Source organism: Neisseria gonorrhoeae (genome assembly GCF_003315235.1).
GTDB lineage: Bacteria > Pseudomonadota > Gammaproteobacteria > Burkholderiales > Neisseriaceae > Neisseria > Neisseria gonorrhoeae.
Genome location: NZ_QNRU01000020.1, coordinates 1 through 22,911, shown reverse-complemented (window position 1 = coordinate 22,911; position 22,911 = coordinate 1). Strand labels below are relative to the sequence as shown.

The window sequence follows — 22,911 nt, the reverse complement described above, 5'->3', positions numbered from 1 at the left end:
TGAAAATCCATTCTTCAAAAACATCATGAACAAACAACCCCTTTCCCTCGCCGTCGTGGGACACACCAACACCGGCAAAACCTCGCTCCTGCGCACCCTGTTGCGCGACAGCGGCTTCGGCGAAGTCAGAAACGCACCGTCCACCACACGCCATGTCGAAGAAGCCGCCATCAGCGACGGCGCGGACATGTTGGTTTTCCTGTATGACACGCCCGGACTCGAAGACGCGGGCGGTGTTTTGGAATGGCTGGAAAACCATACGGACAATCGTTCAGACGGCATCGAGCGGCTGCAACAGTTTCTCGGCAGCCACGGCGCGCATCACGATTTCAACCAAGAAGCCAAAGTGCTGCGGCAGGTTTTGCAAAGCGATATGGCAATGTACGTCATCGACGCGCGCGAACCCGTCCTCGACAAATATCGGGATGAATTGACCATCCTTTCATGGTGTGCCAAACCGGTTATGCCCGTGTTCAACTTTACCGGCGGACAGCTTCCCGAATCGTGGACAACCATGCTGGCGAGGAGAAACCTGCACGTTTTCGCAGGGTTCGACACCGTCGCCTTTGATTTTGAAGGCGAATTGCGCCTGTGGGAAAACCTCGCCACCATGTTGCCCGAACGCAGCACACTTGACCGCCTGACAGCCATGCGCCGGCGCGAATGGCAGCGGCTGGACGGCGAAGCGCGCCGCGAAATCGCCGATTTCCTGCTCGATGCCGCCGCCTTCAGGCAGGAAGTGGACGAAAACGAGGATACCGCCACCGTGCTGCAAACCATGCAGGCGGAAATACGCCAACTCGAACGGCAGATGCAGCAGCGGCTGTTTGCCCTTTACCGTTTCTACCACAGCGAAATCGACGGCGGCGACTGGATGCCGCAAGCCTTCCGCCAAGACCCGTTCGACAGCGAATTGCTCAAACAATACGGCATCCGCACCGGCACGGGCGCGGCAACCGGCGCGCTCATCGGCTTGGGGCTGGACATCGCCACACTCGGCGGCTCGCTCGGATTGGGTACGGCAATCGGCGGCTTTTTGGGCGGCATCCTGCCCAATACCCGCACCATTTCCGACAAACTCGCCGGCCGTCAAACCCTGCACACCGACCCTGAAACCCTGACCCTGCTCGCCGCCCGCGCCCTCGATCTGCTCCACGTCCTGCAAACGCGCGGACACGCGGCACAGTCGGATATCGAGCTGCACAGCCGCAAAGCCCCGTGGGATGCCGCCAAACTCCCGCCCGAACTCAACAAAGCCCGCAGTCATTGGAAATGGTCGTCGCTCAATACGCACCGCCCGGAAACCAGCCGCGCCGAACGCAGGGAATATGCGGAGAAGATCGGGATACGTTTGGCGGGCAAATAATGCCGTCTGAAGCCTGTTTGTATGGCAAGTCAGATTCAAATCGGGATAAGGCAGGAGGGTCGCTGAAGCCGATTTGCGACAAAAAACGGGTTCTGTATGATACAGAACCCGTTTCGTTGCCGTCTGAACGCTTCAGACGGCATTTTATTTGCAAAGGAATTACAGGGTGCGGGCAACTTCGACGATGTCGAAGCATTCCAGTTGGTCGCCTTCCATGATTTCGTTGTAGCCTTTGAGCATCAGACCGCACTCGAAGCCCATGCGGACTTCTTTTACGTCGTCTTTATAGCGTTTCAACGAAGCCAGTTCGCCCGTGTGGATGACCACGTTGTTGCGGATGAGGCGGATATGGGAATCGCGTTTGACCACGCCGTCGGTGACCATACAGCCTGCAATGTTGCCGACCTTGGAAACGGAGATGACCTGACGGATTTCGACCGTACCGGTAACCTGTTCTTTCTTTTCGGGAGAAAGCATGCCGCTCATCGCCGCCTTCACGTCGTCGATGGCATCGTAGATGATGTTGTAGTAGCGGATTTCCACGTTTTCATTTTCGGCAAGTTTGCGCGAAGAGGCATCTGCACGCACGTTAAAGCCGATAATGAACGCGCCCGAAGCGATGGCAAGGTTGACATCCGATTCGGTAATGCCGCCCACGCCGCTGTGCAACACGTTCACTTTCACCTCGTCGGCGGACAGTTTTTTCAGGCTGCCCGCCAAAGCCTCGTAAGAGCCCTGAACGTCTGCCTTGATGATGACCGACAAAGATTGGGCCTGGGTTTCGCCCATATTGTTGAACATATTTTCCAGCTTCGCCGCCTGCTGTTTGGCAAGGCGCACGTCGCGGTATTTGCCTTGGCGGAAGAGGGCGATTTCGCGCGCTTTTTTCTCGTCCGCCAATACCATCGCGTCTTCACCCGCATTCGGTACGTCGGACAAGCCGAGGATTTCGACGGGGATGGACGGGCCGGCTTCGGTAATGGATTTGCCGTTTTCATCGACCATCGCGCGGATTTTGCCGAATGCCGTACCGGCCAGCAGCATGTCGCCTTTTTTCAGCGTACCGTTTTGAACCAGCAATGTGGCAACCGCGCCGCGTCCTTTGTCCAAACGCGCCTCGACGATGATGCCTTTGGCGGGCGCATCGACAGGTGCGGTCAGTTCCAATACTTCGGCTTCGAGCAATACGGCTTCGAGCAGCGCGTCGATGTTCGTTCCTTTTTTCGCGGAAACGTCGATGAATTGAACCGTGCCGCCCCAATCGTCGGGGATGACTTCGTGTTGGGTCAGTTCCTGACGGATGCGTTCGGGGTTGGCAGTGTCTTTATCGATTTTATTGACGGCAACCACAATCGGAACGCCTGCCGCTTTAGCGTGGGCAATTGCCTCGATGGTTTGCGGCATCACGCCGTCGTCGGCGGCGACCACAAGAATCACGATATCGGTTGCTTTCGCGCCGCGCGCGCGCATAGCGGTAAAGGCTTCGTGGCCCGGGGTGTCCAAGAAGGTAATCACGCCGCGCGGGGTTTTGACGTGGTACGCGCCGATGTGCTGCGTAATGCCGCCCGCTTCGCCCTGTACCACTTTGGCGCGGCGGATGTAGTCCAGCAGCGAGGTTTTGCCGTGGTCGACGTGGCCCATGACGGTAACGACGGGCGGACGCGGCAATGCTTCGGCTTCCACCGCTTCCGCGCCCTCGCCCAAGAAGGCTTCGGGATCGTCGGCGGCGGCGGGTTTGCCGATGTGTCCGAGTTCTTCGACGACAATCAGGGCGGTGTCTTGGTCGATGGATTGGTTGATGGTAACCATCATGCCCATCTTCATCAGGGCTTTGACCACTTCCACGCCTTTGACCGCCATTTTGTGCGCCAAATCGGCAACGGTAATGGTTTCGGGAACCAAAACCTCGTGTACGACGGGTTCGGTCGGTGCTTGGAAGGCGTGTTGGTTCGGCTCGAGTTTGAGTTTTTTGCCTTTCTTGCCGCCGCGTACGCGCTCGTCGCCGCCGTTGCGGGCATTGTTGCGGTCACGCCCGCCTTTTGCACCTTTGCCTTTGGCGTTGCGGCCTTGACCTTCGTCATCGCGGTTGCGGCGGTCTTCTTTTTTCGCTTTTGCCGGATTGACAGGTTTGTTTTCGACGGCCGGTGCGGCTGCCTGCGGTTTCTCGGCAGGTTTGGCGGGACGCTGTCTGCCGGTTTTGGCTTCCTGTGCGGCTTTTGCCTGTTGTTCTGCCTGTTGTTTCATGGCTTCGCGACGTGCCTGGCGTTCCTGTTTCTCTTTCAACAGGGCTTCCTGGTGGGCGCGCAATGCGGCGGCGCGGCGCGCCTCTTCGTCGCGTTGCGCCTGTTCTTCCGCGCTGACCACGGGTTGCGGCACGGCAGGTGCGGCAGGTTTCGCCGGTTTTTTGGCATCTTTGCCTTTGCCGTTTCGCTCGTGTTTCGGCTTGACGGCTTTTTCTTTGGGCTCGGCGGGTTTGGTTTCCGCCGCAACGGGTGCGGTTTCGGCTTTTGCTTCGGTAGGTTTCTGCGCGGCAGGTTTGGCTTTGTTGCCTGCTTTTGCCGCTTTCAGTTTTGCCGCTTCCGCTTCTGCCTTGGCACGGGCTTCTGCGCGTGCGGCAGCTTCGGCTCGGGCTTTTACCGCGTCTTCTGCCGTCTGCTCCGGCTGAACAGGTGCGGCTTGGGTTTGGGCGGCTTTTACTTGTGCTGCCAATTCTTCGGCAGAAGGAATGTTGACAGTGCGTCCGCGTTTGCGTGTTTCGACTTTTACGCCGTCAACGGTGCTGACTTCGGTTTTGGTGCGGCGGATGCTGATGGTGCCGCCGTTGCTGCCGTTTTTCTTGGTCAGGTAGGCGTTCAGAAGCTGTTTGTCGTCCAGCGTCAGGGAATCGCTGCCGCTGTTTTTGCTGACGCCGGCTTCTTTCAACTGTTTCAACAGGTCTTCGACGGGGCGTTTCAGCTCGGCGGCAAATTGTTCTACGGTTGTGTTACTCATCTGTACCCCCTTTATTTGTCTTCGGTAAACCAGTGTTCGCGTGCGGTCAGGATGACGGCTTTTGCAGTTTCTTCGTTTACACCGGTGATTTCAATCAGTTCGTCCACGGCAAGCTCTGCCAAGTCGTCGCGGGTGGTAATGCCTGCTTCGGCAAGGCTGAGGAGCATATCGGCATCTACGCCTTCGAGGTTACGCATATCGTCGGACACTTCGCCCAGTTTTTCTTCGGCAGCAATCGCCATGGTCAGGATGGCATCGCGGGCACGGTTGCGGAGCATATCGACGATTTCTTCGTCAAATCCTTCAATGGCAAGCAGTTCGGCGGCAGGAACATAGGCGACTTCTTCCAAGGTTGCAAAACCTTCTTGAACCAGTACGTCGGCGGTTTCTTCATCTACATTCAAGTGATTCATAAACAGGCGGCGGATGGCGGCATCTTCTGCCGCATTGCGTTCGTCTGCTTCGGCGGAAGTCATGATGTTGAGCTGCCAGCCGGTCAGGTCGGAAGCAAGGCGCACGTTTTGACCGCCGCGTCCGATGGCGAGCGCGAGCCGGTCCTCGGCAACGATGACATCGACGGCGTGTTTGTCTTCGTCGATGACGATGCGGCTGACTTCGGCGGGTGAGAGCGCGCTCATGACGAATTGGGCAGGCTCGGGCGACCAAAGGACAACGTCGATGCGCTCGCCGGACAATTCATTGCTGACGGCATTGACACGCGAACCGCGAACGCCGATACAGGTGCCTTGCGGATCGATGCGCTGGTCGTTGGCTTTGACGGCGACTTTGGCACGTTGGCCCGGGTCGCGGGCGACAGCGCGGATTTCAAGCATGCCGCCTGCAATTTCAGGTACTTCATTGGCGTACAGTTTGACGAGGAAATCGCCGGAAGTACGGCTCAGGATGATTTGTTTGCGGCCGGTGTTGCCGATTTCTTCGACGCGCAGGAAGAGGGCGCGGATGCGGTCGCCGCTGCGGAAGTTTTCGCGCGGAATCATTTGGTCGCGCGGAATCAGCGCGTCCAGTTTGCCGGCAACGACTTCGACGATGATGCCGTGGCGTTCGACGCGTTTGACCGTGCCGGACACGATGTCTTCTTTGACGGCGAGGAACTCGTTCAGATTCTGCTCGCGCTCGGCATCGCGGATGCGTTGCAGGATGATTTGTTTGGCAGTTTGCGCCGCTTGGCGGCCGAAGCCTTCGTTGGGCAGCTGCTCTTCGTAGTATTCGCCGATTTGGATGGTCGTATCGGGGATTTCCTCTTGGATTTCCTCGATGGTTTTTTCGACATCGGGATAGGTATAGTCTTCATCGGCCACAATCAGCCAGCGGCGGAAGGTTTGGTATTCGCCGGTATCGCGGTTGATTTGGACGCGCACGTCCATGTGTTCGCGGTCTGCCTTTTTCTTGGCGGCGGTAGAGAGTGCGAATTCCAGTGCTTGGAAGACGACTTCCGCATCAACGTTTTTTTCGCTTGCCAGTGCTTCTGCCAGCTGTAACATTTCACGACTCATTTTGAACATCTCCAATATTGCTGTGTTTTAGAATTTGAATTCGGGGCGCAGGCGGGCTTTGTCGATGTTGCCCAATTCGATTTGCACGGTTTTGCCGTCGAAGGAAACGGTAACAGTGTCGTTTTCGCAGCCTTCGATTTTACCGATAAAGTTTTTCTGACCGCCTATCGGCAGGCGGGTTTTGATTTTGGCATTCTGACCGGCAAAGCGCACGAAGTCGGCGGCTTTTTTCAAGGGGCGGTCGAGTCCGGGGCTGGAAATTTCCAGGTTTTTGTAGCCGATGTCTTCAACCATGAAGACGCGGCTCAAGTGGTTGCTGACGGTGGCGCAGTCTTCGACGGTAATGCCGCCTTCTTTGTCGATGAACACGCGCAATGTTCCTTGCGCGGCCAGTTCGAAATCGACCAGTTCGTATCCCAGGCCGGGCAGGGTTTTTTCGAGGATGGTTTGAATATCCATGCTGCTCCCTATGTACATAATAAAAAAATGGCCCCGTGGCCATTTTTCGTCAAAAGTTGAAAAATCGGCGTGATTATAACCGCTTTTGCGGAGAAATGAAAGTGTTGATTTATTTTGTGTTTTTGGGACGGAAAAAAGCGGGTGTACGGGAGGTTTGTAATGGGAAATCGTGAATATTGTTGACAAAACAAATGTATCTATTTGTCGCTAGCATGATTTTTATGTTTGTAAATCAATATATTGATATTATTTTCCGTGTTCGGGCGGCATGGAATCGGGCGGAGGACAGGTATTTCCCATCCTTGCACAAAGCCTGCTGCAAGCCTAAAATCGGGCGGGTTATTGTTCAGAACCAGGGCTGCATCATGTCTCTTTATCCGATTTACAATTTTTCCGCCGGCCCTGCCGTGTTGCCTGAAGCTGTGTTGAGGACGGCGCAGCAGGAAATGTCGGACTACAACGGTACGGGTTTTTCCGTGATGGAAATGAGCCACCGTTCGGAAATGTTTTTGAGCATCCTGCATCATGCGGAACAGGATTTGAGGCAGCTTTTGAAAGTGCCTGACAACTATAAGATATTGTTTCTTCAGGGCGGAGCAACAACCCAATTTAATATGGCAGCCATGAATCTGGCACACGGTTTCCGCACTGCCGACGCGGTGGTAACGGGCAACTGGAGCCGTATCGCCTATGAACAGATGAGCCGTTTGACCGATACGGAAATCCGTTTGGCGGCGCACGGGGGCGAGCAGTTCGACTATCTTGACCTGCCGCCTGTGGAAACGTGGGATGTTGCACCCGATTCGGCGTTTGTCCATTTTGCCGTCAATGAAACTGTCAACGGCCTGCAATACCAAATCGTCCCCAAGCTTTCAGACGGCCTGCCGCCGTTGGTGTGCGATATGTCCAGCGAGATTCTGTCGCGCGAGTTTGATGTTGCCGACTACGGACTGATTTACGCAGGCGCACAGAAAAACATCGGGCCGGCAGGAGTTACGGTGGTGATTGTGCGTGAGGATTTGCTCGAGCGTTGTCCGAACGATATTCCCGATGTGTTCAACTACCGTTCTCATTTGAACCGCGACGGTATGTACAACACGCCGTCAACTTACGCGATTTATATGTCGGGGCTGGTGTTCCGCTGGCTGCAGGCGCAGGGCGGTGTGAAAAAAATTGAAGCGGTCAATCGGCTGAAGGCGCAAACCTTGTATGAGACGATAGATGGCAGCGGCGGTTTCTATATCAACCGTATCCGTCCGAATGCGCGTTCTAAAATGAATGTCGTGTTCCAAACGGGGGATGAGGAGCTTGACCGCCGTTTTGTGTTGGAAGCCGAGTTGCAGGGCTTGTGCCTGTTGAAGGGCTATAAGTCTGTCGGCGGGATGCGCGCCAGCATTTATAATGCGATGCCGCTTGAAGGCGTGCGGGCTTTGGCAGATTTTATGCGCGATTTCCAACGGCGTTACGGTTGATTTTCAAATGCCGCCCGAATGTGTTTCAGACGGCATCGGCTGTTTCGGCGTTCTCCGGCGGCGGTTGGGGATGCGGGGTAAAACTGCGCTGCCGGCGGCTATCCGTCCTTTTCAATCCGGGCGTGATGCTGTTTGTGCCGGACTGTCCCGTCGGCGGCGCGTCCGGGTTTTTCCAATATGAAATGCTTTGCCCGCTTTTCCGGCAGGGGCGGTTGCAGACCGGTTCGAATTTTGCTTACGATGTTTTTATGTCTGCCGGACGTTTGAATGGCGGGCGGAAACCCCCGCGCCGCCTACTCGTTTTCTTGCCCTGCTTTGCTCCGTTGCCTTATAATTAAGAATCTTTTTCAATAATCCGGATTCCGGATGCCTTTTCCAACCCTTATCCGACACATTCCAAATGATAAAACCGAACCTGAGGCCGAAGCTCGGCTCTTCCGCGCTGATTGCCTTTCTTTCCCTGTATTCTTCGCTGGTATTGAATTACGCCTTTTTTGCCAAAGTTGTCGAACTTCGCCCTTTTAACGACACCGGGGCGGACATCTTCCTCTATACGATGCCGGTGGTGCTGTTTTTTTTAAGTAATTTCGTTTTTCACGTCATTGCCCTGCCTTTTGTGCATAAAGTGTTGATTCCATTGATATTGGTTATCAGTGCGGCGGTGTCTTACCAAGAAATATTTTTCAATATCTATTTCAACAAGTCGATGTTGAATAATGTCTTGCAAACCACGGCGGCGGAAAGCGCGCGCCTGATTACGCCGGGCTATGTGCTGTGGATTGTATGTTTGGGCGTATTGCCTGCGCTGGCATATATCGCCGTCAAGGTCAAATACCGCGTTTGGTATAAGGAGCTTTTGACGCGCCTTGTGCTTGCCGCCGTTTCCTTTTTGTGCGCGTTGGGCATCGCGATGTTGCAATATCAGGATTACGCCTCGTTTTTCCGCAACAATAAATCAGTAACCCATCTGATTGTGCCGTCTAATTTCATCGGCGCGGGCGTGTCGAAATACAAAGATTGGAAGCGTTCCAATATTCCTTATACGCAATTGGATATGGCGGTCGTGCAAAACCGGCCGGCCGGCAGCCTGCGCCGTTTCGTGGTGCTGGTCGTGGGCGAGACCACGCGTGCCGCCAACTGGGGTTTGAACGGTTACAGTCGCCAAACTACGCCGCTGCTTGCCGCGCGCGGCGATGAAATTGTCAATTTCCCGCAGGTCAGAAGCTGCGGCACATCGACCGCGCACTCCCTGCCGTGTATGTTCTCAACCTTCGACCGCACGGATTATGACGAAATCAAAGCCGAACACCAAGACAACCTGCTGGACATCGTACAGCGCGCCGGCGTGGAAGTTACTTGGTTGGAAAACGATTCCGGCTGCAAGGGCGTGTGCGGCAAAGTGCCGAATACCGACGTTACCTCGCTCAACCTGCCCGAATACTGCCGCAACGGCGAGTGCCTCGACAATATCCTGTTGACCAAGTTCGACGAAGCCCTCAACAAAAACGATAAAGACGCGGTTTTAATCCTGCATACCATCGGCAGCCACGGGCCGACGTATTACGAACGCTATACCGAAGCCGAGCGCAAATTCACGCCGACATGCGATACCAACGAAATCGACAAATGCGCCCGCGCCACGTTGGTCAACACTTACGACAATACGGTTTTGTATGTGGATCAGTTTATCGACAAGGTTATCCGCAAACTTGAAAACCGCGACGATTTGGAAAGCGCGGTGTATTATGTTTCCGACCACGGCGAAAGTTTGGGCGAAAACGGGATGTACCTGCACGCCGCGCCTTACGCCATCGCGCCTTCCGGACAGACGCATATCCCGATGGTTATGTGGTTTTCCAAAGCCTTCCGCCAACACGGGGGCATAGATTTCCAATGCCTCAAACAAAAAGCGGCGGAAAACGAATATTCGCACGACCACTATTTCAGCACGGTATTGGGGCTGATGGACATTTCCAACAGCCAAACCTATCGGAAGGAAATGGATATATTGGCAGCCTGCCGCCGTCCGCGCTGATGCCGGATATGCCGTCTGAAGCCTTCACGGCATATGTGTCCGAAACACCCGACCGATGACCGGAGTATAACGATATGGATGCTTTAAAATTATTGACGAACCGCCGATCTTCCAAAAAGCTGAAGCACCCCGCCCCCGATGCGGCGGAGTTGGAACAAATATTGCAGGCGGCAACCCAAGTTTCCGATCACGGCAACATGCGCCCCTTCCGTTTTACCGTGATTCAAGGCGAGGTAGGATTGCAACGTTTTCGCGATGTGTTGAAGCAAACGGTTGCCGAACTGAATTTCGGCGACGATGCGATGAAAAAGGCGGAAAAAGTGGGCAATATGGCGCCGATGGTCATCGGGGTAACGTTTGTGCCGAACCGCGATGTGCCTAAGCCGAAACCGGAATGGGAGCAGATGCTGACGGCGGGTTGTGCGGCGTATGCGCTGCAACTGGCGGCAACGGCTCAGGGATTCGACAATGTCTGGATTACGGGGATGTGGGTCAACAGCCCATTGTTGCGGGAGGCTTTCGGTTGCGAGGATAAGGATAAAATCATCGGGCTGATGATGGTCGGCACGCCGACAGAGGAAGTGCATAAGCCCAAGAATACCGATTTGGAAGCGTTTGTCAGCCATTGGTAAACGGAATCTCAAACAAAATGCCGTCTGAAAGGCTTTCAGACGGCATTTTTCCATGCATTTTAAACCGGGTTTATGAAACGCCCGATGCGTTCGGCGGAAATGTCGGGTGTTGCGCCATGTTCGGAGGCGACCAGCGCACCAAGTGCGCAGGCAAAGGCCTCATGCCGTCTGAAGGTTCAGACGGCATCGGAATCGGCGAATCAGAAGCGGTAGCGCACGCCCAACGAGGCTTCGTGGGTTTTGAAGCGGGTGTTTTCCAAGCGTCCCCAGTTGTGGTAGCGGTAGCCGGTGTCCAAGGTCAGGTTGGGCGTGATGTCGAAACCGATACCGGCGATGACGCCGAGGCCCACGCGGCGGATGCTGTCGCTTTCGCGATAGGTGCTTCGCGTCTTTTCCTGAGGATGATAAACCGTAGGCGCTCCGCTACCATAGAAGGAGGTAACGATCTCTGCTGTTTTCTTGGTCGAATCGATGCTGTGTCTGACGTGTCCGTAGGCGACGCGCGCACCGATATAGGGTTTGAATTTATCGTTGAGTTTGAAATCGTAAACGGCTGACAAACCGAGCGAGGAGACGGCGTGGAACGTACCGTTTTCCTGATTTTCCGTCTTCAGGTCTCTCTTATTCTGATTCTTGTTTTCCAACTCTTTTATGTCGACGGAATATTTATTGTCGTTCCATTTCCTGTAACGGGCATAATCTGCCGCTATCCTCCAGCCGCCGAAGTCGTAGCCGACCGACACCCTGGGGTGGATGGAATGCGTACGGATGTTTCTGAAATAATCGCTTACCGTGCTTATTGTGCCTTTGCCTGGAGCGGTTGGTTTCGGATAATCGCGGGTAATGCGTTCGGCGGCGTAGGCTAAATCCGCCTGCACATACGGGCCGCGGCCGCCGTCTTCACTTGCCGCCTGCGCTGCGGAAGAGAAGAGAAGGTTTTTTGCGGGCTGGATTCATTTTCGATTCCTTATTCGGTTTAACCGGTTAAAAAAAGATTTTCACTGATGCTTCAAAGGCGGATTATATCGGGTTCCGGGCGGTGTTTCAACACAAATATGGCGGATGAACAAAAACCGGTACGTCGTTGCCCCGCCCCGGCTCAAAGGGAACGGTTCCCTAAGGCGCCCAAGCACCGGGCGAACCGGTTCCGTACCATCCGTACTGCCTGCGGCCCGCCGCCTTGTCCTGATTTTTGTTAATCCGCTATATCATTTCGGGTAGATTTTTGTGGTATTGAATTTCAGTTATTTCCGATAAATTCCTGCTGCTTTTTATTTCTAGATTCCCACTTTCGTGGGAATGACGGGATGTAGGTTCGTAGGAATGACGTGGTGCAGGTTTCCGTACGGATGGATTCGTCATTCCCGCGCAGGCGGGAATCCGGACCTTAGAACAACAGCAATATTCAAAGATTATCTGAAAGTCCGGGATTCTAGATTCCCGCTTTCGCGGGAATGACGAAAAGTTGCGGGAATGACGGTTCGGGCATTCCTTAAATTACCCGTGTATCGCTGTAAATCTTAGAGATGGCGGAATATAGCGGATTAACAAAAACCAGTACGGCAAGGCGAGGCAACGCCGTACTGGTTTTTGTTAATCCACTATAATTGAAGGGGTTATCGGCTTGCGCAGCGGAAGCCCAAGTTGTGCAGGACATATTTGGATTGCAGGCTGGTGCGGATGCCGTAGCGGAGGAAGGCGGCATAGTTGGACGAGTCGCTCGCCCCGACAGATGCGCCGCTGCAAAACATTTGCGCGTTGGCATTGCCGGAAGAAAGCAGGCTGCTGTTGAAATCTTCCGTCCATTCCCAAATCAGCCCGTGCATATCATAAACACCCCAGTAGTTCGGGCGGTCTTTGCCGACATCGTGCAGGCCTTTCCGTCCGCCGTCGGCATACCAATCGAGAATAGTGCGGTTGTAGCCGGGTTCGTTTGAGCCGTTTTTCTGCGTGGCGGAAGCAAGTCCGGCAAATTCCCATTCGTCGATGGTCGGCAGGCGTTTGCCTTGTGCGGCGCAATAGGCGTTGGCGGCAAACCAGGAAACATTGGTTACCGGTTGTTTTAATTCGCCCGCCTTCGGCGCATAGCTGCGGCTGCCGTTTTTCATCCAATGCTTCAGGTAAGCGGGTTCTGCCTGTTTGGAACCGATCCTGCCTTTTTGCCATTGGGGGTGGCTGTTGACAAATTCGGCAAACTCGGCATTGGTAACGGGATATTTATCCAGTTTGAACGGTTTGACTTTAATCAGGCCGGTATCTTTTTTCAGATAAAGCGGGCGGTAGCTGCCGCCTTCGATTTGAACCATTTCGGCAGCCGCCGCTTGAGTACCGGCGAGTGCCGTGCCGAGGAAAAATAACCGGACGTACTTCATAAAGCCTCCTGACAGGCGGTTAGCATTGATTTTTCAGACGGCATTTTAAACAAAAAGCCGCGAATGCCGTCTGAAAAATCAATCTTCCGAAAGGAAAGATTGGTTGTTAAAAAACCACTGCCGTGCGTAATGAAGTACGGCGGCAGTGGTTTGTCCCGCTAATGACGGGTATCCGATTTAATAAACGCTTTTTTCGGATGCAGAGGCTGCCGGGGCAGAAGCAGCCGGTGCGGAAGCAGCAGGGGCAGAAGCCGCGCCGCTGCCGGCGTAAGCGGTATCACTCAATTTTTGAGTCATGATTTCAGGGTTTTCCGCACCCTCTACTTTCAATTGCCCCAACGCGCCTTTGTTGAATGCGCGGAAGATGGAGTGGTCGACCAAAGTGTAGTTGCCCGGGATGTCGACTTTGAATTCGACGATGGCAGAGCCGCCGGCAGGCACGATGGTGCTTTGTACGTTTTCGTTAATCAGTTTGCCGCCTTCAACATAAACTTTGTCGAAGATTTCGCCGATGACGTGGAAGGAAGACACCAAGTTCGGGCCGCCGTTACCGACGTACATACGCACGGTTTCGCCTGCTTTGGCTTTCAGGGCGTTGTCGCCGGCGATAGCGCCTACGTGGCCGTTGAATACGACGTATTCAGGCTGTTCGGCAACGGCTTTGTCCATATCGAACGGTTGCAGGCCTTGCGCGCCTTTTTTGCCTTTGGTGTAGAAGTCGCCTTGGACGATGTAAAACTCTTTATCCACTTTCGGCAGGCCTTCTTTAGGCTCGACCAAAATCAGACCGTACATACCGTTGGCGATGTGCATACCGACCGGCGCGACGGCGCAGTGGTAGATGTACAGGCCCGGTTGCAGGGCTTTGAAGCTGAATGTGGAAGTGCGGCCCGGGGCGGTAAAGGTCGCGGCTGCACCGCCGCCCTGACCGGTTGCGGCGTGGAAGTCGACGTTGTGCGGAACGGTAGAAGAAGGATTGTTGGAGAATTCGACTTCAACCGTATCGCCTTCGCGTACGCGGATCATACGGCCCGGAACGTCGCCGTCAAATGTCCAGTAGCGGTATTCCACCCCGTCGTCCATTTTCATGGTTTTTTCGACGGTTTCCATTTTTACGCGTACTTTGGCAGGATAGTCGCGGTCGATTGCGGGAGGTACTTCGGGAGCGTGGGTGGTCACCGCATCGATGACGGGCAGTTCGCCTGCAGGCGTTTCGGCGGTAGCTTGTGCGGCGGAACTTGCGGCTTCTGCGGAAGCGGCAGGGGTTTCGGCAGGGGCTTGAGCAGCTTGTTCGCCACCGCAGGCGGCCAATGCGAATAAGGAAGCAATCATTGCGGCTAATGCTTGGCGTTTCATAATGTTTTCCTTTTGTAAGAAAAGTAGGGGGATTAGTTAAGAACTTGGTGTGATTATGCGGTTGTCCCATTGCGGGCATTTTAATTTAAGTCAAATAATTCATAAAATATGAACTTAAAATGACGCTTCTAATACTTTATAACTACTAAAAATTACAATGAATAGGCTGATTTGCTAGGGGCTCCGGCAGAGCAGGCAAAGGCAGGGCAATTTCCGAGTAAAGAATAATGATAGTTATTATCATATATGTATTTGTTCTATATGTGAGTTTGTTTGAACAAATGTTTATTTGCGCGGTAAACCATGCTACAATCTTTAACATTCATATTTTGTGAATTTTAAACAACTGATTTATTAAAAGGAGCTCTCAAAATGGGACAGTACAAGAAGCTGTGGTACTTGCTGTTTGCCGTTCTGGCGGTATGCTTTACCATTCTTGGCTATATGGGCAGCGAGGTTTATAAGAAAGCCCCGCCTTACCCCGAACAGGTCGTTTCCGCATCCGGCAAAGTGCTGATGACGAAAGACGATATTTTGGCAGGTCAGTCTGCGTGGCAGACTACCGGCGGCATGGAAGTCGGTTCGATTCTGGGACACGGCGCATATCAGGCTCCGGATTGGACGGCCGACTGGCTGCATCGTGAGTTGTCCGCCTGGTTGGATTTGACCGCGCAACAGGCTTACGGCAAAAAATTCGATGAAGTTTCCCCTGAAGAACAAGCCGTTCTGAAAACCCGCTTGGCCGATGAATACCGCAATCAAAGCCGTATTAAAGAAGACGGCAGCGTCGTCATCAGCGATACGCGCGTGAAAGCCATCGAAAGCATCCTGCCTTACTATCACGGCGTTTACGGCGATGATCCCAAGTTGCAAACCACCCGCGAACACTTTGCAATGAAAAACAACACATTGCCAAGCCAAGAAGCGCGTGAAAAACTGTTCGACTTCTTCTTTTGGACTTCTTGGTCTGCTTCGACCAACCGTCCCGGCGAGGTCTTTACCTACACCAACAACTGGCCGCACGAGCCTTTGATCAACAATGTACCGACTACTGAAAACTACATGTGGTCGTTTACCAGTGTCGTACTGCTCTTGATGGGCATCGGTTTGTTGATGTGGGGTTATTCCTTCCTGACCAAGCACGAGGAAGTGGAAGTGCCGTCTGAAGACCCGATTTCCAAAATCCAACTGACCCCTTCGCAAAAAGCATTGGGCAAATACGTCTTCCTGACGGTCGCCCTGTTTGTGGTACAAGTATTGCTGGGCGGCCTGACCGCGCACTACACCGTCGAAGGTCAGGGTTTCTACGGCATTGACGAGGCGTTGGGCTTTGAAATGTCCGACTGGTTTCCCTATGCCCTGACCCGTACTTGGCACATCCAATCCGCCATCTTCTGGATTGCAACCGGCTTTTTGACGGCAGGTTTGTTCCTCGCGCCGATTGTCAACGGCGGCAAAGATCCCAAGTTCCAACGTGCAGGCGTGAACTTCCTCTATATCGCCCTCTTCATCGTGGTCGGCGGTTCTTACGCGGGCAACTTCTTCGCGTTGACGCACATCCTTCCTCCCGAATTTAACTTCTGGTTCGGACACCAAGGTTACGAATACCTCGATTTGGGACGTTTCTGGCAACTCCTTTTGATGGTCGGACTGCTGTTGTGGCTGTTCCTGATGTTGCGCTGCACGGTTTCCGCCTTCAAAGAAAAAGGCGTGGACAAAAACCTGCTGGCAATCTTTGTCGCTTCTATGGTCGGCGTGGGCGTGTTCTACGCACCGGGCCTGTTCTATGGCGAAAAATCCCCGATTGCCGTAATGGAATACTGGCGTTGGTGGGTGGTCCACCTGTGGGTGGAAGGCTTCTTTGAAGTATTTGCCACTGCCGCCTTTGCCTTTGTCTTCTACAATATGGGCTTTGTCCGCCGCAGTACCGCCACTGCCTCCACTTTGGCCGCTGCCGCCATCTTTATGTTGGGCGGCGTTCCGGGCACGCTGCACCACCTGTACTTCTCCGGCTCTACCTCCGCCTCTATGGCAATCGGCGCCTGCTTCTCCGCTTTGGAAGTCGTGCCGCTGGTGTTGCTGGGCCGCGAGGCATACGAGCACTGGTCTTACCAACACCTGTCCGACTGGGCGAAACGCCTGCGTTGGCCGCTGATGTGCTTCGTGGCAGTCGCTTTTTGGAATATGATCGGTGCCGGCGTATTCGGCTTTCTGATCAATCCGCCGATTTCCCTGTTCTATATCCAAGGTTTGAACACTTCCGCCGTTCACGCGCACGCCGCCTTGTTCGGTGTGTACGGTTTCTTGGCATTGGGCTTCGTATTGTTGGTTGCGCGCTACTTGAAACCGAACGCGCGGTTTGACGACAAACTGATGACTTGGGGCTTCTGGCTGCTCAACGGCGGCTTGGTCGGTATGATTGCCATCAGCCTGCTGCCTGTCGGCGTGATTCAGGCATACGCCTCTATCACGCACGGTTTGTGGTATGCCCGCAGCGAAGAATTCCTGCAAATGGAAATCCTCGACACCCTGCGCTGGGTACGCACTGCCCCCGACTTAATCTTTATCGGCGGTGCAATCTGCGTTGCCATCCAAGCCACTAAAATCGTATTCGGCCGCGACAAATAAGTTTTAGCCTGAAAATGGAAACCGCACCTGCCATCAGGTGCGGTTTTTTTTACAGGAAAATGCCGTCTGAAGGCTTCAGACGGCATTTGTCCGTTTGCGGGTTTATTCCGAAATATCGGCAACACCGCTTTCGGGGAAGATAGGCAAATCCGGCGGTGGGAGCAGGGTATCCAAAGTCAGGGCGGACGCATCGAGTGTGGGGTAGCCTTCAAACGCGACCGAATAGCCGCCGTTTCCGTTCATACGGATTCGGGTGTGCGCGCCCAGAGGGAAAGTGATTTTGTCGGCAATGTGTCCGAACGGGAAGCCCGTCAGCACGGGGATTTTCGCCGTGCGCGAAATATGCTTGGCAACGGCGGAAAAATCATAAGACGAATCATAGAGATCTCGAATTTTTTCCATACGGAAATCGCCGAACACGATGGCGCGCTGTTTGCCCAAAATACCCGAAAGATACAGCGTATTGAGCATACGTTCGATGCGGTAGGGCTGTTCGCCGACATCTTCGAGGAACAAAATGCCGCCGTCGATGTCGGGCATATAAGGCGTACCGGCGAGCGAGGCGAGGACGCTTAAGTTGCCGCCCCACAACGTGCCTTCGGTTTCGACATCGGCGCGTTGGATATAAGGAACATCAACGGTCAGGCGGTTTTGGGTTGTCCCCTTGATAAAGGCATCCATCGTAAACGCACCGGGGGCAGGTTTGCCAAAATCGCTATAAGCCATCGGGCCGGCAAAACTCATCATATTGCCTTTTGCCAACAATGCCAGTTGGACGGCGCATACGTCGCTGAATCCGAAAAACAGCGTGCCGTGTTCGCGCATCCTTGCGCCGAGCGAAGCAAAATCGATATGCGGCAGAATCCGCGCCGCACCGTAACCGCCGCGCAAGCCCATCAGCACTTTAGGCGTGGCGACGCGGCCGGAGGCGACCTCTTGGAAATCTGCCGCGCGTTGCGCGTCCGTGCCGGCAAACCGTTGGAAACGGCGGCTGCCCGCCTGTTGGTTGGTTACGGTAAAACCGGCATTGTAAAGGCGGGTTAAGGCTGTGTTGACGCGGTTGGTGTCTTCGGCAAATCCTGACGAAGCGACAACGCGCAGAAGGTTGCCGTCCGAACTTTGACGGCGTGGCGTTTGGAGAGGCACGGTTCGGGCTTTCACAACGGAATGGGAAGAGGGAAGGGGCGGAACGGATGTGGCGGATGTGCCGCAAGCCTGAAGCAGCCCCGCGCCGGCGGCGGTGCAGGTTTTCAGAAAACGGCGGCGGGAGGTCGGTTCGGTCATAATTTCCCTTTCATACGGTTTCAGACGGCATCGGCGGGTTTAAAGCAGCTTTTTAAGCTGTTCCGTCCAATTTTGCGGCAGGGTCATACCGTGTTTTCGGACGGGGTTTGCCCAAATCGGCGCAGGGAAAGTCGCATCGTTTTCAAAGCGGGCGATAATATGCCAATGCAGGTGCGGCACGACATTGCCCAAGCTGGCGAGGTTGATTTTTGCCGGCCGGAACACTTGGCGCATAGCGGCTTCGACTTTGTACACCATTTCCATCAATTCGCCGCGTTCCGCTGCCGAAAGGTCGGTAATTTCGGCAATGTGTCCGTGCCAAATGACGCGGCAGAATGCCGGCGAACCGCTGTCGTTATGGACGGCGATGACGCGCAGCTTGGGGGTTTGCAGCAAAATATCTTCATCTTGTGCCGTGCAGATGGGGCAGGGTTGGGCGGTCATTTTTCCTTATTCCTGAAAGTGTTTAAAAAACGGTAGGGCAATTTCTGATAGTTTAATTTGTCTGTCCGCATTGCCGTTAATTGTACCACTTCATCGTGTTTCCTTTTCGGTTGAAACCCCGCCCTTTAGGGCGGCAGGATCAGACTTTATTTGGGAGGGGCGTAACCCCTTCCGAATCAGGACGACATATAGGGCGGTGCTTTATGTGTCGTCCTGTGTGTTGAAACATATCGGACGCGTTTGAACAGTTGTGCGGCAAACTGTTTTAGCGGAAGGCAAGAGATGCCGTCTGAAGCCCATTGTCCGTCATTCCCACACAGGCAGTTGCTACGGTTGCTGAAGCCCCTTAGCCGTCGCGCAGGCAGTTGTTACGGTTACTAAAATCCCGTCATTTCCTCAAAAACAGAAAACCAAAATCAGAAACCTAAAATCCCGTCATTCCCGCGCAGGCGGGAATCCGGGCCTGTCGGCACGGAAACTTATCGGATAAAACGGTTTCTTTAGATTTTACGTTCCGGATTCCCGCCTGCGCGGGAATGACGGCGGGAGAACAATGCCGTCTGAAACCTTATATATTGCGTCCCTAAGAAGGGGCGATTAACAAAAATTAACGCCCTTTACTTTCTACAAGTAACAGGGCTTTTTTTTTGCCCGTTTTTGAGGATTCGCAAATGGGAGATAAGCAAGGGATGACAAAGGCGGTTGCCGGCGTGATGACGGAGGCGCCGGCGGACGGCAGGAAGCCGGCAACCGCCTCGAATCTTCCCCCCCTTATCTAACAGGGGGGGTACAGAAACCGAAACGGCGGGCAGGGTTCAGGAAGTCTTCGAATGTTACGAAACGTACATAACGGACGGTAAAGGAAACCTGTTAGGCGTTCCTCTTAGGCGCGGTGTATCAGATTCGGCTTTCATTGACCAAATCACATTTTCAATTCATGAAGACACGTTTTTCCATGTTTATGGACTTTCGTTTGATTTGTTCGATGATGACGATTTCATACGCGCGGCTTCCGCCAAGATGGAGGAAATTTTCGGATTCGGAATCATTGAAAAAGCCAAGCATTCGGGCGGGCGTTTCTATGAAGGCTGCTGGCTGATGGGAACGGAAAATGCCCAATACGGGCGCGTCCATTACGGCGGCCAACGTGAAACGATGTTGGTTGAATTGACGGCGGTAGGCTGCAATGCTGCAAATATTGGATGGGAATCAAGGCTTTTTGATTTTCTGACAAATGCGATTCGTCCAAAAATAACGCGCGTTGACATTGCAAAAGACTTTTTCAACGGAGAGTACAGCCCGAATCAGGCAAGAGAAGACCGCAATAAAGGTTTGTTTACGTGCCATCACGTCAAACCGAAGGGCGAATGTTTGGGGTCGGATTGGGAAGAAGACGATGAAGCCAAAATGACCAAAGGCAAGACCTATGGTATCGGCTCCCGTGAATCGTCCAAATATGTCCGCGTCTATGAAAAAGGCAAGCAGTTGGGCGATAAAACAAGCACATGGACGCGCTTTGAAATTGAATTCAAAGCAAAAGACATCGTTATCCCTTTCGAAGTTTTGCAGAATCCGGGCGAATATTTCGGCGGCGCATATCCCATTTGCGAACGATTCGCCCAAAAGGCAACGCGCATACACGCGGTTAAGGAAGATAAGGTTGTTTCAGCCGACCGCTGCCTTGAATGGGTAAAAAAACAGTTCGGACGTGCGGCAAACGGTCTGAAATTCATTTTTCCCGAATTGGACAAAGCCAAACTGTTTGAACTGATTGAGCCGAGTCATCACAAGCTGCCCAAGTCTTTGGCTCTCGAAGCCTACGACTGCGCCTTTTTGAAATCTCAAGTCATTCATGAACAGCCCGCATTCAAACCGTACAATGACCCTTATTATATGTACGAATATTACGAGAATCTTGAAAAACAGCTTGAACAGCAAAAACACGTCAACAATGAAGAAAGCTATAACAACTTCATTTACGACAAATTCGCAAGACTACCGATTTCATGGGCTTAAAGTGTCTGCCCGAAAGACGTTTAATCACACAAGGAAACCAAAAAATGAACATCCAACTTCAAGGCCACATCGTCGGCGTTAAAAAATTCAACGGACAAATCGAAGGCAAGAGCTTCGACTATTGCCGCCTGATTGTCGCCACACCCTTAGACAGCTCCCAAGGCAACGCATTGGGCAGCTCTACTACTGAATACGATTTCGGCGGCTCTGCCAATTTCGAGCAGTTCCGAAACGCCCAATTTCCGATCGAAGCAAACCTGAACGTGGAAATCGTCACTACGGGCAAAACTCAAAAACTGAAAGTCACCGGTTTTCAATTCGTTAAGAAAGGCTGATTGAATGCAGAAAGTCTATGTTGTCCAGTCCGTATCAACAGGGGACTTTCTGTATCTCTCTCCTGAAACGGGCGACATCGGACATACCAAATTAATTACCAATGCCGATTATTTCTACGACTTCGAAGAAGCGGTTAACGCAGGTTTGGAAGAAATCGGCAACCAATGCGAATTTGTCGTATTCGGATTTTTGAAAGACTGATTTTCGGATGTTCGGCGGTCGTCTGAAAAACTCTCCATCCATTACCGCCAAACACTTTTTGAAGGAAAATATCATGAAATTTATTAACACCTGCCGTAAATACGGCGCAAAACTGGCTGTTGTAACAGCCGCCCCGCTGGCTTTGGCGGCACAGGCAAACGCAGCGTTGCCCGAAACGGCAAAAAACGCTTTGGAAGCCGCAAAAGCGGACGGTATGGAAGCCGGTTGGATTGTAGTGGGCGTTTTCGCCGCGCTTTTTGTATTTTCCATCGTTAAGAGGGTGATGAAGTAAGGCGGCATGTACTGCCAAGTCGGAAATAAATGTCTTGAGAAGCACCGGGCCGAAAACCTTTATTTCAGCTTGGTAGTACCAAGAATCCAAGAAAACGGACAGATAATCAGGCCGGAATATAACGGCAGCATGTGGAAGATGTCGGACGGTCAGCCGCTAAGGCTTTCATTGGCGGAATGCAGTCCGAAAGACAACCTGCAAAGCGGTCTTGAAACAGGCCGGATAGTATTCGGCGTCCTCGCGTCCGTTTACTTTGTTTCCCTGCTGAAAAAGGTTTTGAAATGATGGATTTTTATTTCTATCTCGGCGTTGCCGTCCCCGTATTAATCGGGGCGGTTCTGTTTAAGGATTGAGCGCATGAAGTTATGGTGTCAAAATCAGGCTTTCAAAACAACCTTTGAAAGGCAGAACCATGAACAAGCCGTTTATCACTCAGGCGCAGTTGGCACTTTATAAATATCAGCCGTCAAGCGAGTATTTTGGGCAATCGATGGCTTTTATTGCTCAGAAAGAATTTGAAGAATTTGTTAATAACGTAAAAGAGTACGATATTTTAGAGAGCTTCTCTTATTTCTTAAATAAGAGGGTCGCACATAATATTTGGAAGATTTATTTTTCTGATGAGTCTGTTATTTTTATAAGAAAATCAGAAGAGAACGGAAAAACTGTTCATGAATTCGTTTATCAAGAGTACACCGATAGTTCTGATTTTAATTCTATGTTCGAGTAATTCTTATTCTGAACCTGTAAGATTAGAAAAATCACAAATTAAATTTCAATCAAGTAATAATTTAAAATCAATTGGTTTTAAATTAGATTCAAGTTCTAACAGTTTTTCCAAATTCACAGAAGCGGCAAATTTCGAGCACATCCCCACGGGCGCAAAAGCCCGAATCAACGCCAAAATAACCGCCAGCGTATCCCGCGCCGGCGTATTGTCGGGGGTCGGCAAACTTGTCCGGCAAGGCGCGAAATTCGGCACAAGGGCGGTTCCCTATGTCGGAACAGCCCTTTTAGCCCACGACGTATACCAAACTTTCAAAGAAGACATAAAGGCACGAGGCTGCCGATACGATCCCGAAACCGACAAATTTGTAAAAGGCTACGAATATAGTAATTGCATTTGGGACTTCGTAGAAAACGGTATTAAAACCTATGGCTGTTATGGCGTTGACAGTTCTATTATGCGGCTTGAAAAAGATTACGAAAGATTCCCCGAAGTCAAACAACTGATGGAAAGTCAAATGGAAAGGATTGCTCGTCCTTTTTGGGATAAACGGAAAGAAGAAATTCCTAAAGATACTGCTTTAAAGTTGCATCTTTCTACTTTTAGTCATTGTGAATTTTTTTGGAACGGCGGCGGTTGTTTTGTACGTAACGGTGATAATTTAATTCATCGAGTTTATTTTAAACTTGAACGCAATCCGAAATACAAAGAAGAAATGGATGCCAAAAAGCCGGAAGAGATTTTATCGTTGAAAGTCGATGCCGATCCCGACAAATACATAAAGGC

The 22,911-nt window shown here is 52.6% G+C and carries 20 protein-coding genes and 2 pseudogenes; 13 read left to right on the top strand and 9 right to left on the bottom strand.

Annotated elements, in window-relative coordinates; all coding sequences use genetic code 11:
* Positions 1-25 precede the first annotated feature (25 nt).
* Positions 26-1,366 (top strand): GTPase/DUF3482 domain-containing protein, encoded by a 1,341-nt coding sequence (locus DFR77_RS08635; RefSeq protein WP_003694035.1) that lies wholly within the window; start codon positions 26-28, stop codon positions 1,364-1,366.
* Positions 1,367-1,525: 159 nt separating this feature from the next.
* Here DFR77_RS08635 and infB read toward each other — a convergent pair whose 3' ends face one another.
* Genes infB through rimP form a run of 3 tightly spaced genes read right to left on the bottom strand, consistent with a single transcriptional unit; the run spans position 1,526 to position 6,330 of the window.
* The gene (gene infB / locus DFR77_RS08630; RefSeq protein WP_003697298.1) at positions 1,526-4,357 is read right to left on the bottom strand and encodes a translation initiation factor IF-2; all 2,832 of its coding nucleotides are present in this window, start codon (positions 4,355-4,357) and stop codon (positions 1,526-1,528) included.
* A gap of 11 nt (positions 4,358-4,368) precedes the next feature.
* The gene (gene nusA, locus DFR77_RS08625; RefSeq protein ID WP_010360573.1) at positions 4,369-5,871 is read right to left on the bottom strand and encodes a transcription termination factor NusA; all 1,503 of its coding nucleotides are present in this window, start codon (positions 5,869-5,871) and stop codon (positions 4,369-4,371) included.
* A 27-nt stretch (positions 5,872-5,898) separates the two neighbouring features.
* Entirely contained in the window at positions 5,899-6,330 is a 432-nt protein-coding gene (gene rimP / locus DFR77_RS08620; RefSeq protein ID WP_010358796.1) for a ribosome maturation factor RimP, read from the bottom strand.
* Positions 6,331-6,695: 365 nt separating this feature from the next.
* Between rimP and serC the strand changes: the two genes are divergently transcribed.
* From serC to DFR77_RS08600, 4 genes are all read left to right on the top strand, one after another.
* Positions 6,696-7,802, top strand: a complete 1,107-nt coding sequence (serC, locus tag DFR77_RS08615) for a phosphoserine transaminase (RefSeq protein ID WP_003698697.1) — start codon at positions 6,696-6,698, stop codon at positions 7,800-7,802.
* Positions 7,799-8,140: a hypothetical protein gene (locus tag DFR77_RS14580; RefSeq protein ID WP_003698696.1), complete on the top strand. Its 342-nt coding sequence runs from the start codon at positions 7,799-7,801 to the stop codon at positions 8,138-8,140. The genes serC and DFR77_RS14580 overlap by 4 nt, the downstream gene beginning before the upstream one ends.
* Before the next feature lie 62 nt (positions 8,141-8,202).
* Complete coding sequence (locus DFR77_RS08605) at positions 8,203-9,837, top strand: phosphoethanolamine transferase (RefSeq protein WP_003689187.1); 1,635 nt, start codon at positions 8,203-8,205, stop codon at positions 9,835-9,837.
* Positions 9,838-9,911: 74 nt separating this feature from the next.
* Positions 9,912-10,469, top strand: a complete 558-nt coding sequence (locus DFR77_RS08600; protein ID WP_003691591.1) for a nitroreductase family protein — start codon at positions 9,912-9,914, stop codon at positions 10,467-10,469.
* 59 nt (positions 10,470-10,528) lie between these two features.
* Here DFR77_RS08600 and DFR77_RS14575 read toward each other — a convergent pair.
* The 4 genes and pseudogenes from DFR77_RS14575 to nirK form a co-directional block, all read right to left on the bottom strand.
* Positions 10,529-10,624: pseudogene (locus tag DFR77_RS14575) on the bottom strand (carbohydrate kinase); the annotation flags it as partial.
* A 45-nt stretch (positions 10,625-10,669) separates the two neighbouring features.
* Positions 10,670-11,347: an opacity family porin gene (locus tag DFR77_RS08590; protein ID WP_249033555.1), complete on the bottom strand. Its 678-nt coding sequence runs from the start codon at positions 11,345-11,347 to the stop codon at positions 10,670-10,672.
* Positions 11,348-12,085: 738 nt separating this feature from the next.
* Positions 12,086-12,841: a formylglycine-generating enzyme family protein gene (locus DFR77_RS08585; RefSeq protein ID WP_003702903.1), complete on the bottom strand. Its 756-nt coding sequence runs from the start codon at positions 12,839-12,841 to the stop codon at positions 12,086-12,088.
* A 177-nt stretch (positions 12,842-13,018) separates the two neighbouring features.
* A complete protein-coding gene (nirK, locus tag DFR77_RS08580; RefSeq protein WP_010358784.1) occupies positions 13,019-14,197 on the bottom strand; it encodes a copper-containing nitrite reductase in 1,179 nt (392 codons plus the stop codon).
* Between the two features lie 372 nt (positions 14,198-14,569).
* Between nirK and DFR77_RS08575 the strand changes: the two genes are divergently transcribed.
* Positions 14,570-16,825 carry a nitric-oxide reductase large subunit gene (locus tag DFR77_RS08575; protein ID WP_003691589.1) on the top strand — a complete coding sequence of 752 codons (2,256 nt, stop codon included), beginning with the start codon at positions 14,570-14,572 and terminating at the stop codon, positions 16,823-16,825.
* A gap of 102 nt (positions 16,826-16,927) precedes the next feature.
* Here DFR77_RS08575 and DFR77_RS08570 read toward each other — a convergent pair whose 3' ends face one another.
* Positions 16,928-18,109, bottom strand: a complete 1,182-nt coding sequence (locus DFR77_RS08570; protein ID WP_003689177.1) for an LD-carboxypeptidase — start codon at positions 18,107-18,109, stop codon at positions 16,928-16,930.
* A gap of 39 nt (positions 18,110-18,148) precedes the next feature.
* Complete coding sequence (locus DFR77_RS08565) at positions 18,149-18,553, bottom strand: HIT family protein (RefSeq protein ID WP_003689175.1); 405 nt, start codon at positions 18,551-18,553, stop codon at positions 18,149-18,151.
* Positions 18,554-19,224: 671 nt separating this feature from the next.
* On the opposite strand from DFR77_RS08565, the pseudogene DFR77_RS08560 reads away from it, so the two are divergent.
* The 7 genes and pseudogenes from DFR77_RS08560 to DFR77_RS08530 all read left to right on the top strand — a co-directional run.
* Positions 19,225-20,569, top strand: a pseudogene (locus DFR77_RS08560) (replication initiation factor domain-containing protein).
* 44 nt (positions 20,570-20,613) lie between these two features.
* Entirely contained in the window at positions 20,614-20,904 is a 291-nt protein-coding gene (locus tag DFR77_RS08555) for a hypothetical protein (protein ID WP_012503914.1), read from the top strand.
* A 4-nt stretch (positions 20,905-20,908) separates the two neighbouring features.
* On the top strand, positions 20,909-21,106 hold the full coding sequence (locus DFR77_RS08550) for a hypothetical protein (protein ID WP_003689600.1): 198 nt from the start codon (positions 20,909-20,911) through the stop codon (positions 21,104-21,106).
* Positions 21,107-21,179: 73 nt separating this feature from the next.
* On the top strand, positions 21,180-21,398 hold the full coding sequence (locus tag DFR77_RS08545) for a major capsid protein (RefSeq protein WP_003691584.1): 219 nt from the start codon (positions 21,180-21,182) through the stop codon (positions 21,396-21,398).
* Between the two features lie 6 nt (positions 21,399-21,404).
* A complete protein-coding gene (locus DFR77_RS08540) occupies positions 21,405-21,683 on the top strand; it encodes a hypothetical protein (protein ID WP_003691583.1) in 279 nt (92 codons plus the stop codon).
* Positions 21,684-21,810: 127 nt separating this feature from the next.
* Positions 21,811-22,128: a DUF1132 family protein gene (locus tag DFR77_RS08535; protein WP_003689167.1), complete on the top strand. Its 318-nt coding sequence runs from the start codon at positions 21,811-21,813 to the stop codon at positions 22,126-22,128.
* Positions 22,070-22,911: IgG-binding virulence factor TspB family protein (locus DFR77_RS08530; RefSeq protein WP_282957221.1), on the top strand; the 842-nt coding region annotated here is incomplete at its 3' end. The genes DFR77_RS08535 and DFR77_RS08530, both read left to right, overlap by 59 nt.